10 protein-coding genes are annotated in these 15,827 nt (G+C 51.4%); all 10 read right to left on the bottom strand.

The genetic code is table 11. The features are described from left to right. Positions 1 to 265: 265 nt before the first annotated feature. Positions 266 to 3,742 (bottom strand): AAA-like domain-containing protein, encoded by a 3,477-nt coding sequence (locus H6G89_RS00590; protein WP_190503128.1) that lies wholly within the window; start codon positions 3,740 to 3,742, stop codon positions 266 to 268. Positions 3,743 to 3,762: 20 nt separating this feature from the next. Beyond that, positions 3,763 to 5,397 carry an AAA-like domain-containing protein gene (locus tag H6G89_RS00585; RefSeq protein ID WP_190503126.1) on the bottom strand — a complete coding sequence of 545 codons (1,635 nt, stop codon included), beginning with the start codon at positions 5,395 to 5,397 and terminating at the stop codon, positions 3,763 to 3,765. A gap of 516 nt (positions 5,398 to 5,913) precedes the next feature. After that, positions 5,914 to 7,263: an FMN-binding glutamate synthase family protein gene (locus H6G89_RS00580; protein WP_190503124.1), complete on the bottom strand. Its 1,350-nt coding sequence runs from the start codon at positions 7,261 to 7,263 to the stop codon at positions 5,914 to 5,916. A 152-nt stretch (positions 7,264 to 7,415) separates the two neighbouring features. Beyond that, entirely contained in the window at positions 7,416 to 8,129 is a 714-nt protein-coding gene (locus H6G89_RS00575) for a protein glxC (RefSeq protein WP_190503122.1), read from the bottom strand. Next, on the bottom strand, positions 8,117 to 9,013 hold the full coding sequence (locus H6G89_RS00570) for a class II glutamine amidotransferase (RefSeq protein ID WP_190503120.1): 897 nt from the start codon (positions 9,011 to 9,013) through the stop codon (positions 8,117 to 8,119). Before H6G89_RS00570 ends, H6G89_RS00575 begins: the two co-directional genes overlap by 13 nt. A 27-nt stretch (positions 9,014 to 9,040) precedes the next feature. Continuing rightward, a complete protein-coding gene (locus tag H6G89_RS00565; RefSeq protein ID WP_190503118.1) occupies positions 9,041 to 9,946 on the bottom strand; it encodes a hypothetical protein in 906 nt (301 codons plus the stop codon). After that, positions 9,943 to 13,068 (bottom strand): 2Fe-2S iron-sulfur cluster-binding protein, encoded by a 3,126-nt coding sequence (locus H6G89_RS00560; protein WP_242059768.1) that lies wholly within the window; start codon positions 13,066 to 13,068, stop codon positions 9,943 to 9,945. The genes H6G89_RS00565 and H6G89_RS00560 overlap by 4 nt, the downstream gene beginning before the upstream one ends. After that, entirely contained in the window at positions 13,065 to 13,325 is a 261-nt protein-coding gene (locus tag H6G89_RS00550; protein WP_190503116.1) for a sarcosine oxidase subunit delta, read from the bottom strand. The genes H6G89_RS00560 and H6G89_RS00550 overlap by 4 nt, the downstream gene beginning before the upstream one ends. Before the next feature lie 293 nt (positions 13,326 to 13,618). Beyond that, a complete protein-coding gene (locus H6G89_RS00545) occupies positions 13,619 to 14,860 on the bottom strand; it encodes an FAD-dependent oxidoreductase (protein WP_190503114.1) in 1,242 nt (413 codons plus the stop codon). Between the two features lie 48 nt (positions 14,861 to 14,908). Further along, positions 14,909 to 15,769 carry a formyltetrahydrofolate deformylase gene (gene purU / locus H6G89_RS00540; protein ID WP_190503111.1) on the bottom strand — a complete coding sequence of 287 codons (861 nt, stop codon included), beginning with the start codon at positions 15,767 to 15,769 and terminating at the stop codon, positions 14,909 to 14,911. Positions 15,770 to 15,827: the final 58 nt, after the last annotated feature.

Below are 15,827 nucleotides of genomic sequence, written 5' to 3'. Positions count from 1 at the left end.
GACGGGAACCCCAGTGGCTACGGCTATAAATGGTTTCTAGTGCAAATGCGGACGCTCGTAGGGGCGGGTTTAGCGATTTACTGACAACAAACCCAAGAGCTTATACCAATTTGAATTGGCTTCGCTGCCCATGATTCCGTAAGGGTATTTCACGAAACGCCCCTACCCAGTGATCTGCCACAATCAAACATTAAATCGGTATTACCTGCAAAACTCGCCCCTACCGACGTTTGTCTTGACCACAATTTAATTTGGTATGAGTTTGTTATTGGGTACAGAGCGATCGCTCCTCTTCATCTGTACTGTGTTGCAAATAGTTTTTAACCCAGTTGCAAGCGTGAGCGTAAACGCGATCGAAACCAACAGCTTCGTTGAGTTGCCACAGAACGACCGTTTTATCCTGACTGGCGGAGGCTAGAAATTGTCCGTTGGGATCAAATGCCAACCCAGTAATGCGGTTATCATGCCCACTCAGGGTGGCGATCAGTGTGCCGTCCAGGTGCCACAGTTGCACCAGCCCATTTTCTGAACCCGATGCAATCACCCTGCCATCGGAACTGAAGGCAACTGCCAATAGCGGCTCATTCTGCTGCCCTACAATGGTTTGCGTGAGCGAGCCATCCCGTCGCCACAGCTTAAGCGTTCCATCGTTGCTAGCAGATGCCAGCAGCTGACTATCAGGGCTAAAGGCGACTGAGGAAACAGTCGAGGTATGTCCTTGAAGTGTTGCGACCAGTGACCCATCTCGTCGCCATAATTTGACTGTGCTGTCACCACTGGCGGAAGCAAAGAATTGCCCATCGGGGCTAAAGGCGATAAACCAGATCGTTGTTGTGTGACCTTTTAGTGTTTTGAGCAAGGTGCCATCTGACTTCCACAATTTCACATCATTGTCCCATCCACCGGATGCCAGCAGTTGACCATCAGGACTAAAGGCAACGGCTTGCACTTCGCTCTCATGCTGATCAAATGTGAATAACAAACGCCCATCCTGGCTCCATAATCTGACCGTCGCATCGTCCGCCGCAGAGGCGATCGCTGGATTGCCAGAGCTAAAGGCAACGGTATTCACTGTGCCTGTATGCCCTTGCAAAGTATTGACGAGAGAGCCGTCGGGTCGCCAGAGTTTGATGGTGTTGTCAAACGAGGCGGAGGCAATCAGTTGACCATCGGGACTAACGCCCACACCACGCACACCGTCATCGTGATCGCGCAAGGTTGTTAACATTGGACTGTTTAGCTGCCAGGTGCGGATGGTGTGATCCCACGAGCAGGAAATGATAGTTTGTCCATCGGGGCTAAAAACAGCACTCCAAATACCTTGAGTGTGACCCACTAATGTTTTGAGGAGTACACCGTCTCGATTCCACAGCTTGATGGTTTGATCATTGCCACTCGTGACTAACCAGCGACCATCAGGGCTAAATTCGGCTGACCAGGCACCCTCCGGGTGAGCATCAATGCTTTTCAACAATGCCCCATCACGGCTCCAAAACTTAAGCGTGCCATTGTCTGCGACAGAAATAATCTGTTGATTATCGGGGCTAAAGATGGCCATGCCAACCACCTGATCAGGGTCTTCAATCGTTTTGAGAAGTGTTCCATCTACTCCCCAAATTCGGATGGTTGAGTCATTTCCAGCAGACATCAATTGTTTGCCATCTGAGCTAAAAACAACGGTGTTTACCCCTTCTGTATGTCCGTCTAAGGTTCTTAAAAGCTGACCATCGCGACTCCAAAGCTTGATGGTGCCATCGGCTGAGGCTGAGGCTAACAGTTGCCCATCGGGGCTAAAGTCGGTGTACCAGACGGTTGAGGTATGTCCGGTTAAGGTTTTGAGCAGCGTGCCATCTCGTCGCCAGAGTTTGATGGTTTGGTCTTCACTGGAAGAGGCGATCAGCTCCCCATCGGAACTAAACATGGTTGTCCAAACGGCGGCTGTATGTCCCACCAACGTTTTGAGGAGGGCTCCGTCTTGCTGCCAAAGTTTAACCGTTTTGTCAGTACTGCCAGAAACAATCAGTTCACCGTCAGGGCTGAAATCAACTCCATTGACCTCCGATTGATGTCCCAGCAGCCGATTTGACTCGGTAACCCTGTAAGCCGATTGTCGTAGTGCTAACTCAACTGTCTGACGTAGTTCTGGTGGCTGTTGGGTCAGATTTTGTAGTTTGTGCTGCGATCGCAACCCTGCCAACAGTCCCTCTAGTTCTCGCCCAGAGAGGTGAAGCGCATTAGCGGAAGTCGCGATCGCCTGAATCTCGTTTTGTAGAGCAAGCTGCTGATTTTTCATCGCCTGCTGATATTGGGAGGAGGCAAGTCCAGCAAAGGCAAGGGCGATCGCCAGCGCGAAGCTAAGCACCACTAAGAAAACTCGTTGTCGGCGAGCACTTTTTTGTTCAATGGTAAGGCGAAGTTGCACTTCTTTGAGGCGATCGACCTCAAATCGACGACGGGTTTCCTGGCGATCCAGTTCTTGACTGGCTGCTAAAAACTGATAGTCTAAATTGCTTAAACTCTTGCCGCGAGACCAATACAACGCATCGTCTAAGGCTTGCCCCCGTAACAGTCGCGACTCATCTTGTTGATCAGAGGCAAGCCAAGCCTCCAAATTTTGAGAATAGGGACGCAGTTTCGCGAGTTGTTGGTTTACCCATGCTCGATCAAACACGGCTTCGTAAATCCGGTTTTTAACAATCAAGCAATCCCGTTGTTTGACAACTAAGCCTGCCAGCAAGAGTTCTTGCTGTTCTCGACTTTCATTGAGAGGAACCTCGCCATTTTGCAGAATTTGTTGATAAACCCCCAATAGGCGGGCAGCCCGATTTCCATTGCGTTCAATGCGATCGCGAATCGTTCGCAGATGTTCGGGTTCGTCTTGAATCTCCCAGTTCTGAATAATGTGCTCCTGCACCAATCTCTCAACCCACGCAGCTTCAGTGCCAGCGGAGATGAAACAATCTTCGAATGGGCGATCGCTCAGATCTGCCACCAGTTGACACAGTTTTTGGGTCAGGAAGGGCTGTCCATTTGTCCAATCGATAATGGCACGCAACACGGCTTGTGGGTCACCCTCTGCAAGGGTTAATCCTTGAATTAAGGGTTGAGCATCTTCCAATTTCAACCCCTGCAATTCAATTGCTTTGCCGATGTTAAAGGGGGTGCGGGTGCGGTCTTGAATCAGATCAGACGGAGTTGCCACCCCAAAGATGGCAAACGTCAGGCGATTATAGGCAGGGTTAATCGCTCGTTCATTGTAGAAGTAACGGATCAGAGCAAAAAAGTCGTCTACTGAGAAGTGCAGACTGAGAATGCTATCAATCTCATCTACAAAAATGACCAGGCGATCGCTCGGAAAAATATTGAGCAACAACTCGTCAACCAGTTGACTCAGCTTTTGCACCACGGATAGATTTTCCTGATCACGCCACCAGGCTTTCAAATCCCACTTGCCATACAACTGAAAGCCTCGCCAAAGCTCGGTTGCAATGCCTTTATACCATTGCTCCGGTGTCACAGTTTCACTGCCAACCGTTGTCATATCAATGGCAGCACACCGGAATCCTTCCTGTTGCAGCCAATGGCGAGTCTGCACAAGCAAAGACGATTTGCCCATTTGCCGACAGTTCAAAACATAGCAAAGCTTGCCTTGCTGGAGTGCTAGATATAACTCAGTGTCAGCCGCTCGTTGCACATAAGAGAGAGCATCAACCTGAAGACTACCACCAACCTGATAGATCATAAAAAACAGGTGAGAGAGTTTTAGAACTTAAACGCGAGAATTGAGCTGAGCGTAACGCGATCGCGCCCCTGAGTTTTTGAACAGTACAATGCCTCATCGGCAGCTTGAATCAGTTGGGATGGTTCATTGTGAGCATGGGGAAGCATACTGGCAACTCCAAGACTCATCGTGATGATAGGAGAGATTTGAGATCCAACTTGAGTTGCAGGATGAGCGATCGCCAGTGCTCTGACTGTGTTGCGAATAGACTCTGCCACTTGCATTGCCCCCATTGCATCGGTGTTTGGCAGAATGATTGCAAACTCTTCGCCCCCATAGCGAGCGACTAAATCAGCAGACCGCTTTAAGGTTGATTGCATCGCCGATGCCACTCGTTGCAAACAGCGATCGCCTGCTTGATGTCCCTGAGTATCGTTATATAACTTGAAATAATCAATATCAGCCAGGATCAAAGCGATGGGTGATCCGTCTCGCAGCAAACGCCACCACTCTTCCCGCAGGCATTTATCAAAATAGCGGCGATTAGCCACATTCGTTAGCGCGTCAATTGTCGCCAGTGCTTGAAGTCGTTGGTTTTCTTCCTCAAGCCGAGCAATTTGCTGTTCGCTAGATTGCGATACAAGATGATGCGATTGGTTGCAGTATTGTCGATATAACTGACATGAGACTCGACATTGAATCCCATTCATCGTCACTAACCCCATGCTGTCTAGTTGATAAGCTAGTAATGGTTCTAGGACAACCCAATCGTCTGAGGTATTCGCTAGTTGAAAGGCTCTGATTAAGTCGGGGTTTTGCTGTAGGGCGATCGTTTGACTCTGGAGGTGCTCCCCATAAATTCCATGGGGTGAGGCAGCCGTTTCTAGAATTGTTTTTAAGGAGAGGTGGCGATCGCAGATATGGTAAAACGCCAGTTGAATGAGATAGGGTTGCCCTCCCGTTAATGCCAACAAAACCTCAACCTCGGCTGTTTTTGGGAAGATCTTGTACTGCTCCGCCAGTTCCATGACCTGGTTATAGGTGAAAGGTGGCAATTGCAGTGATAAGCCGACATTAAAGGGAGATTGATGCAAATTCAGAGCAACATAAATTTCGGTTGAGTGTAGAACAACCTGACGCAGTTGTTGCCAAACGGTAGCTTGACGCGCCTGCTCATACCAAAACCGCAGAAGGGGTAAAAACTCTTTGGCGATCGCAGGATATTCAAAAATTCGGCTCACCTCGTTTAAAAAGAGAACGAGGGGACAGTTGATCTGGGGTAAGATGTAGCCTTCTAAATACAACGTACAGCTAACCTTGCTACCCACGCCTTCATCCCAATAGTGATCCAGTTGCAAAGGCAGCTTTAATTGTCGAGTCACCAACGTGCAGAGCCAGCGAAAGAACTTGTGGGGTTGTTCAAAAATGACGGCATCTGCTTCTCGAAAGTCAATCGTGACGGTCTGATACTCCAGCGCGATCGCCTGTTCAATTAAGCGCAGCATCAGAGAACTCTTTCCCATCCGCTTTGATCCTCGGACGCGGATCAAGCTCCCTGGTTTACTAATTTCAACATACGCTTGCGCTTCAATTGGAGGTCGTCCAATATAAAAGCGCGAATCAGGTGGCAATGGTGCTCCAGGGGTTTCGAGCATTGTGTCAACGATTAACCTCATCAACCGACAAACAATTGGAGCAGCGTTCTAAATGAAGGAAGAGTTATTTGAGTTTAGTCTATCTTATACAACCAAACGGTTAGTGAGAACGAGGTGCAGGAGTAGAATCTTTGGCTGGGGGCGAAACCCCACACCCCTTGTTTTCAATGTTTTCAATTGCCTTGGCAGTTGCTATGGCAAAGTGCTGAGTGCTGAAGACCGAGTACTGAAGCTGAAAGGTAGGCAATACATCACGTTTAAAGTTGAGAAATGTCCCAACAAACCGTTCATTTACTACATGTATAGCTTTGGTTGGAAAGCTTATACCAGTTCTCGAAATTCCTGCTAAAAATTACACCCCACCGCCTGCGGCACCTCCCCTTGGCAAGGGGAGGTTGGGAGGGGTCAGGTGTGTAACTCTAAAAGATTGAATTGGTATTAGGACAAAGGCAATGCTCCAATCCTGATTCTGGGGGAGCTTTCCGACTCGCCTCCACCCCACTGGCTGTGGCTACGGCGATTTCCCTAAACCCTTAATTAGTTACGCCAACCCGGAATCCAATCGGTGCCCGCCAGCGGAACTCGCGCCATCGCAGCGGCTTCTACAGTGAGTGCGACTAAGTCTTCCCGCTCCAGGTGATGCACGTTTTGTTTGCCACAGGCACGGGCGATCGTGGTCAGTTCCATGTTGAGCGTCTTGAGGTAATTTCTGACACGACGTGCCCCGACTTCCGGTTCCAACCGTTTCTCTAACACGGCATCTTGCGTTGTCACGCCCACCGGACATTTACCCGTATGGCAATGATGACAAACACCAGGAGCCGTGCCCAGTGCCGCATAATCCTCAACGGCAGAGAGATGCTCCCCATTTTGAATATAGGTTTCGCTATTGCACCCCAACGCAATCAGCACCCCCTGACCAATCGACACCGCATCGGCTCCCATTGCCAGGGCTTTTGCCACATCGGCTCCCGTCCGAATGCCACCAGAGACAATGAGTTGCACTTTGCCTTTCATGTTCAGATCTTCCAGAGCATCCACCGCCTGACGCACTGCTGCCAGCGTGGGAATGCCCACATGCTCAATAAACACGGTTTGTGTAGCGGCTGTACCACCCTGCATCCCATCCACGACCACCACATCGGCTCCGGCATGAACCGCCAATTTCACATCATTGAAGGTACGGGATGCGCCAACTTTGACGTAGATTGGTTTCTCCCAATCTGTCAACTCGCGCAACTCCTGAATTTTGATCGTGAGATCATCGGGACCTGTCCAGTCCGGATGCCGACACGCCGATCGCTGATCCACCCCTTCGGGTAACGTCCGCATGGCAGCAACCCGGGGATTAATCTTTTGTCCCAGGAGCATTCCGCCACCACCCGGTTTTGCCCCTTGACCAATTACCATTTCGATCGCATCGGCTTTTCGCACATCATCGGGGTTAAAGCCATAGCGGGAGGGCAAACACTGATAGACCAGAGTTTTAGAGGACAAGCGTTCCTCCTGCGTCATGCCCCCATCCCCGGTAGTGGTCGAGGTGCCCACTTCGGTTGCAGCTAAACCTAATGCCTCTTTGACATTGGCAGAGAGGGAACCAAAACTCATTCCGGCGATCGTAATGGGGATCTCCAGTTCAATTGGTTTTTTGGCATAGCGGGTGCCCAACACCGTTTTAGTAGAGCACTTCTCCCGATAACCCTCCAGTGGGTAGCGGGTCAGAGAGGCTCCCAAAAAGACCAGATCATCGAAATGGGGTAGTCGGCGTTTTGCTCCCAACCCCCGGATTTCGTACAGTCCGTGAGCGGCTGCATCCTGGATATAGTGAATGGCGCGGCGATCGTATCCCCAGGATTCTTCGCGGTAGATGGGTTTGTGGTTTTCCATAAGTAAAAAGGGAGTAGGGTTAGAGACGCGATTAATCGCGTCTGTACTTAGAAGAGATGCGATTAATCGCGTCTGTACGGAATGGGGGTGGAATGGATGAGCTTTTCATTCTTCTTTTTTCATCCTTTAGCCTTCATCCTTTATCCTTTCCCCTAATATTCTTGATTGGCGTCGGCGTTCCAGTGATAAAGCTGTCGAGCAGAGGCAACTCGTTTGAATTCGTCAGGACTATAGGAAAAGCCTGCTTTGGCCAAAAGTTCGGTGAGGGCAGTGCGATCGCTCTCGGTCATCGGTTCAATCTGAGCATCCGCACCCAGAGATTTGATAGTGCCGCGAATGTAGATGACCGCTTCGTAAAGGGAGTCTCCCAGCGCATCACCAGCATCGCCGCAAATCACCATTCGTCCTGCCTGCGCCATGAAAGCGGAGAAACTTCCGACGCTGCCACCCACAATAATGTCGGCTCCCTTGAGGGAAATGCCACAACGCAAACTGGCGTCTCCGTCGATAATCAGCGTGCCGCCATGGGCGGATGCGCCTGCCGAAACGGAGGCAAAGCCTTTGACATGCACCAGACCCGACATCATGTTTTCAGCCACACCGGGGCCTGCGTTGCCATGGATGGTGACGGTTGCCTGTTTGTTCATGCCAGCGGCGTAATAGCCGACGTGTCCCTGAATTTGAACTTTTACAGGGGCATCTAACCCTACGGCAATGTTGTGTGCTCCATCCGGATTCAGAATTTCAATCGTTTGATCCGCCAGATGCACGGCACTGTGATGCAGAAAGTGATTGACTTCTCGCAGCGGAGTTTGCGCTAAATCGAAGGTGGTTTTATTAAGGGTTGGGGTCATCACACTGTCCATACGTACATCTCCTCCGGTGCGGGTTCATAAATGTTGGCGTGTTTCACCTGAGGCAGGTGAGCCAGCGATCGAAACTCAGAGGCGATCGCCACATAATCGTCGGTTTCAGCCACGACAGCGGGTTTACAGGCGAAGGCGTCGCGCACTAATGCTAATTTGTCTGCCGTCCCCATGAGGAAGGTGTAGAAACCATCCAATTCTTCAAATCCAGTTTGAATCGCGGTTTCCAGGTCATCGCCTTCGCGCATCCGCCATTCCAGGTAGCGACAGGCGGCTTCAGTATCGTTGTCGGTTTCAAAGTGAATCCCTTGCGGCTCTAACTTGCGACGAATTTCGTAAGGGTTGGAAAGAGAGCCATTGTGTACCAGACAGAAATCTTCACCTGCGGTGAAGGGATGGGCGTGAGCGGGAGTCACCGCTGACTCGGTTGCCATGCGGGTGTGCCCGACGAGATGCGTCCCTTTGAGTGAGCGAAAGTTGTAGCGATCGGCAACGGTAGCAGGTTTGCCCGTATCTTTGTAGAGGTCAATGGTGCGCCCGGTTGAGAGCAAGTGCAATTGAGGGTAGTGGGTCTTAAGCCACTGTTTCACCTGATCTGGAGATAGATCTACCGTGAGGACGGCATGATTGCCATGCTCTTGCAAATCGGGTTTGCTGCCAAATTGTGTTTGCCAATCTTGCCCCAATCCTGCCCAGTCAAAGGTAGTGCCCCCCGAATACAGGCTGTATTTGCGATAGCCATCAGGCAATGTTTCAGTAAACACCGCCAATCCTGCCGAGTCAGGGCCGCGATCGCTCATACCGATTAGCATAGGCACCATCAGTTCCCCTAGCGAATCGCGTAGCTCTGGCTTTTTAATCAGTAATCCAACAATTCCACACATAGATCCTTCGCGATGAATAATTGATTTTTACCCAGGAGAAACGCGATTAATGCGTTTCTCCTTCATTTTTTGTATCTGTCCTACTCCAATCACTCCGCCTCCCAACTCCTGCGCGATCGCCACCAGGGTTTCCCAGAAGTACGCGCCGAAGGTGCCATCACACCAGATGCGGTAGAGGGGTATGCCATCGCGATCGCCAGGAATGACCGTGACAGACACCCCGACCATTGAGGTCAACACCACTGGGTGATCAGACAGGGATAACGCTCGAAAGTTAAAACTACAGGTTTGCAGCAATAACTCCTGGACGGAGGTGCCATAGAGAGCGATCGCCAGGTCTTGACGCAGGACGGGGTAAACCTGGGGTGGCAGATCGGGAGGCTCCAACTTCCCAGCAGAGATCCCCCTAAATCCTCCTTGAAAAGGGAGACTTTCAGACTCTAACTCCCCCCTTTTGAAGGGGGGCAAGGGGGGATCTGAACCATTACCCCCTAAATCCTCGATCCCCCTAAATCCCCCTTGAAAAGGGGGACTTTCGTCAGAACCATTGCCCCCTAAATCCCCCAATTCTGAGGGACTTTGAGGCTCTAGTTCCCCCCAAGGTTGGGGGGGTAGGAGGGCACCTTCCTCAATCAAAAACTCTGTCATCCCTAGTCGAGCAACGATGCCACCATTGGGTAGTTCACACCAGGAATTGGGTTGTGCTGGAATGGGAATGCCCTGTTGCGCTAACCAGGCGATCGCCCCTGATCCCTTTACCCCAAAGCGGGTTAGATAGGAAAGGTCAGCGATCGCAACTGGTAAGTTTCCATCTACTGCAGGTACTGTGGTTAGTACAGGCATTCCGTTGATCTCGCGCCAGGTTCCCTTGAGGGATTGCAATTGATCGTGAATTGGGCTGAGTCGGAGAGGGGTTTGAAGTTTGTAGTTCACACTGGCACCTCCTGCCGTTGGGGAACGAGTTCCTTTTGTCGCAGATTTTCTGGGTCGTAGAACGGAGTTGGGCTGACGGTCGCGGTGACTAACGAACCATCCGACAAACGAATCGTGAAGGAATTACCGACTGTTGCCAGTTCCGGTTGCAGGTATGCCAACCCGATGTAGCGATCGAGTGTGGGGCTAAAGGCGATACTGGTGACTCGACCGACGATTTCTCCCTGGGCGATCGCCAGATGGCACTCCTGCGGAGCCGTTCCGCTAAAATCGGGAGCCAGCATGAACCCCACCAGCTTCTGTTTCACCGGACGAGATTGGACAATCTGCAAACTGCGCTGCCCGATAAAAAATGGTTTGTCTTGCTTCACTGCCCACTCCAGACCCGCCGTAAAGGGGGTCGTTAAGCCGTCTGTATCTTGCCCCACAATCAGATGTCCTTTCTCTAACCGCAGTAGCCGCTGTGCCTCCACGCCAAAGGGACGGATGCCAAAGGCAGCACCCACTTCCATCAGGGCATCCCACAGGGCAGGAGCCGACTCTGCCGCCACGTGAATCTCGTAGCCCCACTCCCCGACAAACCCGACGCGCATCAGGAGAGCAGGAATTCCGGCGATCGCGGCTTGACGTACGCCCAGATAGGGAAATGCGGTAGCCGACAAATCCAGATCGGTCAGTTGGCTGAGCACCTCCCGCGAACGAGGGCCTGCCAAGTTTACGGCGGCTCGTGCTCCCGTTACATTGACAATGCCACAATCGAGTTGCCACATGGTATTGAGCCGAGCTAACTCGCGGTAGATATTAGCGGCTCCAGAGGTAGTCGTCGTGAAGTAGAAGCGATCGGTTCCCAATCGAGCAATCACCCCGTCATCGATGACCACACCCAATTCATCGAGCATCAAGGCATAGCGCGACATCCCCACCTTCAAGTTGGCATATCGTCCGGTGTAAACTCGCTCTAACAATTCTGTGGCACCTGCGCCGCGCAATTCCATTTTGCCGAGGGTTCCCACATCAATAATGCCGACGCCTGTACGAACAGCTTTCACCTCCGCTCGAATGCACTCCTCACGGCTCTTTCCAGCCTGACGGTAATATTCGGGTCGTCGCCAGACACCCGCCAGCATGAACTGAGCACCTAACGCCGCATGACGACTATGCAGGGGCGTGTGCCGTTCGGGGGTGAAGCCTTTCCCTGCCAGGTGTGACATCGGCACCGGATGGAAAAACGGACGAGCGGTTGTTGTACCCACCTGATCGGGCGTCTGTCCGGTAATTCGTGCCAGAATTCGTAGGGCATTCATGTTGGAGTGCTTGCCCTGACTGGGACCCATCCCCACTGTGGTATAGCGTTTCAACAGTTCGATATTGTCGAAGCCTTCCTGGGCAGCGTTGTAAAAATCCTTGAGTTGCAGGTCTTCGTCAAAATCGACAAACTCTTTACCTTTTGGATGGGGCACGATCGCCCAGGGATGAGAGGGAGCCATGCCATACTCATCACCGCGTAGAACAACGCGATTTCCCACCTCCTGAACCAACCCCAAATGCTTTACTGCGGCTAATCCTGCCCGTTGTCCATCGACCTGTTTCTGCTCAAATCCGTAGACCCCATTCACCCGCCCGCAAGCGAATACTCCATCAGGCAATACCTCAGGCACAAACTGCTGCACCTGAGCATCAAACTGCATTTTGGTTCCCGCTTGATAAAGCAGATTTGCCGCAGGTGCCCAGCCCACACTCATAACAATGCCATCACAGGCGATCGCTTGTTGTGCGCTGGTTTGAGGTTTACCGTCGGCATCAATGGGGCAAATCACGGCACTGGAAACGCCATCCCCACCGGGATTGGGTCTTGCCTCGTAAATGCCATAACCGTTGTAGATGGGGATGTTGTGCGATCGGATTTGGTTGAGGAGATCCCCCCACCCCCCCTTAGAAAGGGGGGCAGATGAATCGTGACGCAAATCTACGATCGCCTGCACTGCAATTCCCTGCGATAGCAAGTCTAAGGCAGCACGATAGCCATCAGAATTAGCGGTGAAGACCACTGCTCGATGCATTGGTTTCACCGCATAGCGGTAGATTAGCCGTTGTGCGGCAGATGCTAACATCACTCCCGGCAAATCGTTGTTGCGAAATACAGCAGGTTGCTCGTAAGCTCCACTAGCCACAATCACTGTTTTGGCTCGCATTTTGGAGAGGTAATCGCGATGCACGAGTGAAATCCAGTGATCCGCATAGTAGCCTGCGGCTTGCGTGTTGGTGTACAGCCGAATGTTAGGGTGAGTGGCGATCGCCTCCTGCAATTCCGTCACTCGCTCAAAGCGATCTGTTGTTCCACCACGTTGATAGCCTCCTGATCCGCCAGCGTGTGCATTTTCATCCACGATCACCACATCAGCACCCGCTTCTGCGGCTGTTAGTGCGGCTGTCATCCCAGAGACACCTGCTCCAATCACCAGCACATCACAAAAGTCGTAGCGTTTGGCAGTGCGGATGTGAGGCGTGTTGACATCAGCCCGTCCTAACCCAGTCATGGAGCGGATCATCCGCTCCCAGAAGGGAAAAAATCGCTTGGAGTGAAACGCCTTGTAGTAGAAGCCAACGGGTAAAAAACGGGAGAAAGCATTGATGATACTGGCGCGATCGCTCACCACACCGCCCACTGTGTTGACAGCAGACAGTTCCATATCTGACTGTCCACTAGAGATCCCTCTAAATCCCCCTTCATAAGGGGGACTTCCAGCTAATTCCCCCCTTTTTAAGGGGGGGAAGGGGGAATCAAACGCCTCTAGCTGACTTCTAGAGATCCCCCTAAATCCCCCTTGAGAAGGGGGACTTCCAGCGGAAGGATTAGCTCCTAATGGCGTCACATCTGCCCGCACATTGAGCCGTTGCCCCGACTGCATCAGCGTATTCACATCATGATTCGCCGCACTTAAAATGCCGCGTGGACGATGGTACTTAAAACTGCGTCCCAGAATGCGTTGCCCTGCTGCCCACAGGGCTGACGAAATGGTGTCCCCTGCATAGCCTGTGAAACGAGTACCCTCAAAGGTAAATGAGACTTGTTGAGTGCGATCGATCCATTCACCCAAAACGGGAGGTAGACGATAACTCATGCGGCCTCCTGACCCAACAAATAGGTACGCACCACTTCATCGGTTACAGTATTGCGTTCGGCAATAAACCAGGTGTTGCTGGGAGTGTGACACCACCATTCCCGTTTTGTTGTGGGTGCCCCATTGCGATGCATCACGTAATCTGCCCAAGTGGCATCGTCTGCCGTTTGTGGATCAGGCATTGGACGAAACTCACCTCCACACACAAATTCAGAAATCGGTCTTGTTCCGTTCACCGGGCACGTCATCAGTTTCATTGCTAAAAGTCAATAGTCAGTGGTCAATGGTCAATAGTCAGTGGTTAAAAGTCAGTTGTTAATGGTCAATAGTTGATAGTTATTTGTTGTGGAGCATCATTAATTGACAGCGATCTTTCTTCTTTATCCTTCATCCTTCATCCTTTATCGTTTATCCTTCTTTTCTTCTCTCTTCTCTACAGACGCGATAAATCGCGCCTCTACTTTCCCTGCCTATGGTTCTTTTTTATCCTTCATCCTTTATCGTTTATCCTTCTTTTCTTCTCTCTTCTCTCTTCTTTTTTCTTTCTTTTTTAATGTCCAACCGATGCGGCTCCCTTTTCGCCTAACAACTCGTAGTTGGCAAATCGATCGAGCGAGAAATCTTCAATGAGTTCGTGATTGCGATCGCTCGCCACGGTATAAGCCATTGTTTTGCCACAAACGGGAGTCGCCTTAAAACCCCAGGTACCCCAACCCGCATCGAGATAAAAGCCCTCAATCACAGTTTTGCCCATGATGGGGGCGAAGTCAGGCGTCATATCGGCCATGCCTGCCCACTGCCGCACGATATTGACGTAGGACAAAAAGGGAAATAGCTCCAGCATGTGTGCCGCTAACCCTTCAACAAAGTCAAAGGTGGAGCGAGTAGAGTGCAATTCATAGGGGTCGAGGGAGGCTCCCATTACCAGTTCTCCCCGTGCGGTCTGGCTGACGTAAACGTGCAGGCTACCGGAGACGATGATCGGGTCAAGCCAGGGTTTCATTGGTTCGCTAACCATCGCTTGCAGCGGATGCACATAAAGGGGCGATCGCAACCCTACCATCTGCAATACACGTGGCGTAAAACCTGCGACGGCACACAAGACTTTAGGCGTTTCGATATCGCCTCGACTGGTTTGCACTCCGGTGACGCGACCGGATTTCACCGTAATGCCCAAGACTTCCGTTTGTTGGTGAATCTCAACGCCTCGCTGGTCGGCTCCGCGCCCATAGCCCCACGCGACGGCATCGTGACGGGCAATGCTCCCCGGAGCATGATAAAGAGCCCCCAAAACGGGGGCATGTCCGCCACAACGCAGATCCATATGAGGGCAAGCTGCTTGAATTTCATCCGGACCCACCAACTCGCTATCCACCCCGTAATGCTTATTGACTTCGGCACGCCAACGCATGGTTCGCACTGAGGAGTCAGTATGCGCCAGGGTGAAGTGTCCGCGCGTGGAGTAGAACAGGTTCAGGTCAAAGTCTTCCGACAAGTCCTGCCACAAGCGCACCGACTCATCGTAGAACTTTACTCCTTCGGGAGTGAGGTAATTGGAGCGAATGATGGTCGTGTTGCGTCCGGTGTTTCCCCCTCCCAGATAGCCGCGTTCCAGGACGGCTACATTGGTCATGCCATAATCTCGCGCCAGGTAATAGGCCGCCGCTAATCCGTGACCTCCCCCACCAATGATCACCGCATCGTAGCTCGATTTGAGGCGATCGCGCTGACGAAACATGCGAGGTTCGGGATACTCTTTCGATAGCGCAAACTTCAACAATGGCAACGGCATACTTTACTTCCTCAACACCCCTTAACGAAACCCATTTAGCAAAATAATTCAGCGAAATACAACGGTTTTATTGCCATGTACGAGCACCCGATCTTCAACGTGATAGCGCAACCCTCTTGCTAACACAGTCTTTTCAATATCTTTGCCGTAACGCATCAAATCCTCCACGGAGTCAGAGTGATCAATGCGAATCACATCCTGTTCGATGATGGGTCCGGCATCGAGTTCAGAGGTAACGTAATGGCAGGTCGCGCCGATCAGCTTCACGCCTCGCTCATAGGCTTGATGATAGGGTTTCGCACCGATAAACGACGGCAAAAACGAGTGGTGAATGTTGATGATGCGTCCGGGATAGCGATCGCACACTTCCGGCGAGAGCACTTGCATATAGCGTGCCAGCACCATGACATCGCCCTGTACCGACTCAAACAGGTGCATCAATTTGTCATACGCTTCCTGCTTTGTGTCTGGTGTGACGGGCACATAGTGAAAGGGAATGCCATGCCACTCGACAAAGCGACGTGGCGTGTCGTGATTGGAGATGACGCAGGGAATGTCGATATCCAATTCGCCGCTTTGCCAGCGAGACAACAAATCATACAGACAGTGTTCTGATTTGGAGACAAGAATCACCACTCGTTTTTTTTGGGCTGAGTCGGTGACTTGCCAGGTCATGTTGAATTTTTGGGCGATCGCCTCAAACTGCCGACGAAACTCATCCAATCCAAAGGGAATCGACTCTGCCAAAATCTCTTGCCGCATGAAGAATCGTTGAGCGGTTTGATCGGCGTGGTGCTGCGCCTCTAAGATCCAACCTTGATGGCTAGCAACAAACGTGCTCACTGCCGCCACGACCCCAACGCGATCGGGGCAGGACAACGTCAATCGATATCGTCTGACAGATGACACCTCAAAAATTCCTAATCAGGACACTTTCATGAATAATAGTGCAATATATGATTCATGT

This window comes from Oscillatoria sp. FACHB-1407 (assembly GCF_014697545.1).
Classification (GTDB): Bacteria; Cyanobacteriota; Cyanobacteriia; order Elainellales; family Elainellaceae; genus FACHB-1407.
Note: the sequence above shows the minus strand (reverse complement) of the source record. Positions and strands in the feature narration are given on the sequence as shown.

What these genes read in the sequence shown, in the direction of transcription:
- H6G89_RS00560 (WP_242059768.1), bottom strand. Translation starts at nt 13,068, where the DNA reads ATGAGTTATCGTCTACCTCCCGTTTTGGGTGAATGGATCGATCGCACT.
- H6G89_RS00570 (WP_190503120.1), bottom strand. Translation starts at nt 9,013, where the DNA reads ATGTGTGGAATTGTTGGATTACTGATTAAAAAGCCAGAGCTACGCGAT.
- H6G89_RS00590 (WP_190503128.1), bottom strand. Translation starts at nt 3,742, where the DNA reads ATGATCTATCAGGTTGGTGGTAGTCTTCAGGTTGATGCTCTCTCTTAT.
- H6G89_RS00550 (WP_190503116.1), bottom strand. Translation starts at nt 13,325, where the DNA reads ATGAAACTGATGACGTGCCCGGTGAACGGAACAAGACCGATTTCTGAA.
- H6G89_RS00585 (WP_190503126.1), bottom strand. Translation starts at nt 5,397, where the DNA reads ATGAGGTTAATCGTTGACACAATGCTCGAAACCCCTGGAGCACCATTG.
- H6G89_RS00545 (WP_190503114.1), bottom strand. Translation starts at nt 14,860, where the DNA reads ATGCCGTTGCCATTGTTGAAGTTTGCGCTATCGAAAGAGTATCCCGAA.
- H6G89_RS00575 (WP_190503122.1), bottom strand. Translation starts at nt 8,129, where the DNA reads ATGGACAGTGTGATGACCCCAACCCTTAATAAAACCACCTTCGATTTA.
- H6G89_RS00580 (WP_190503124.1), bottom strand. Translation starts at nt 7,263, where the DNA reads ATGGAAAACCACAAACCCATCTACCGCGAAGAATCCTGGGGATACGAT.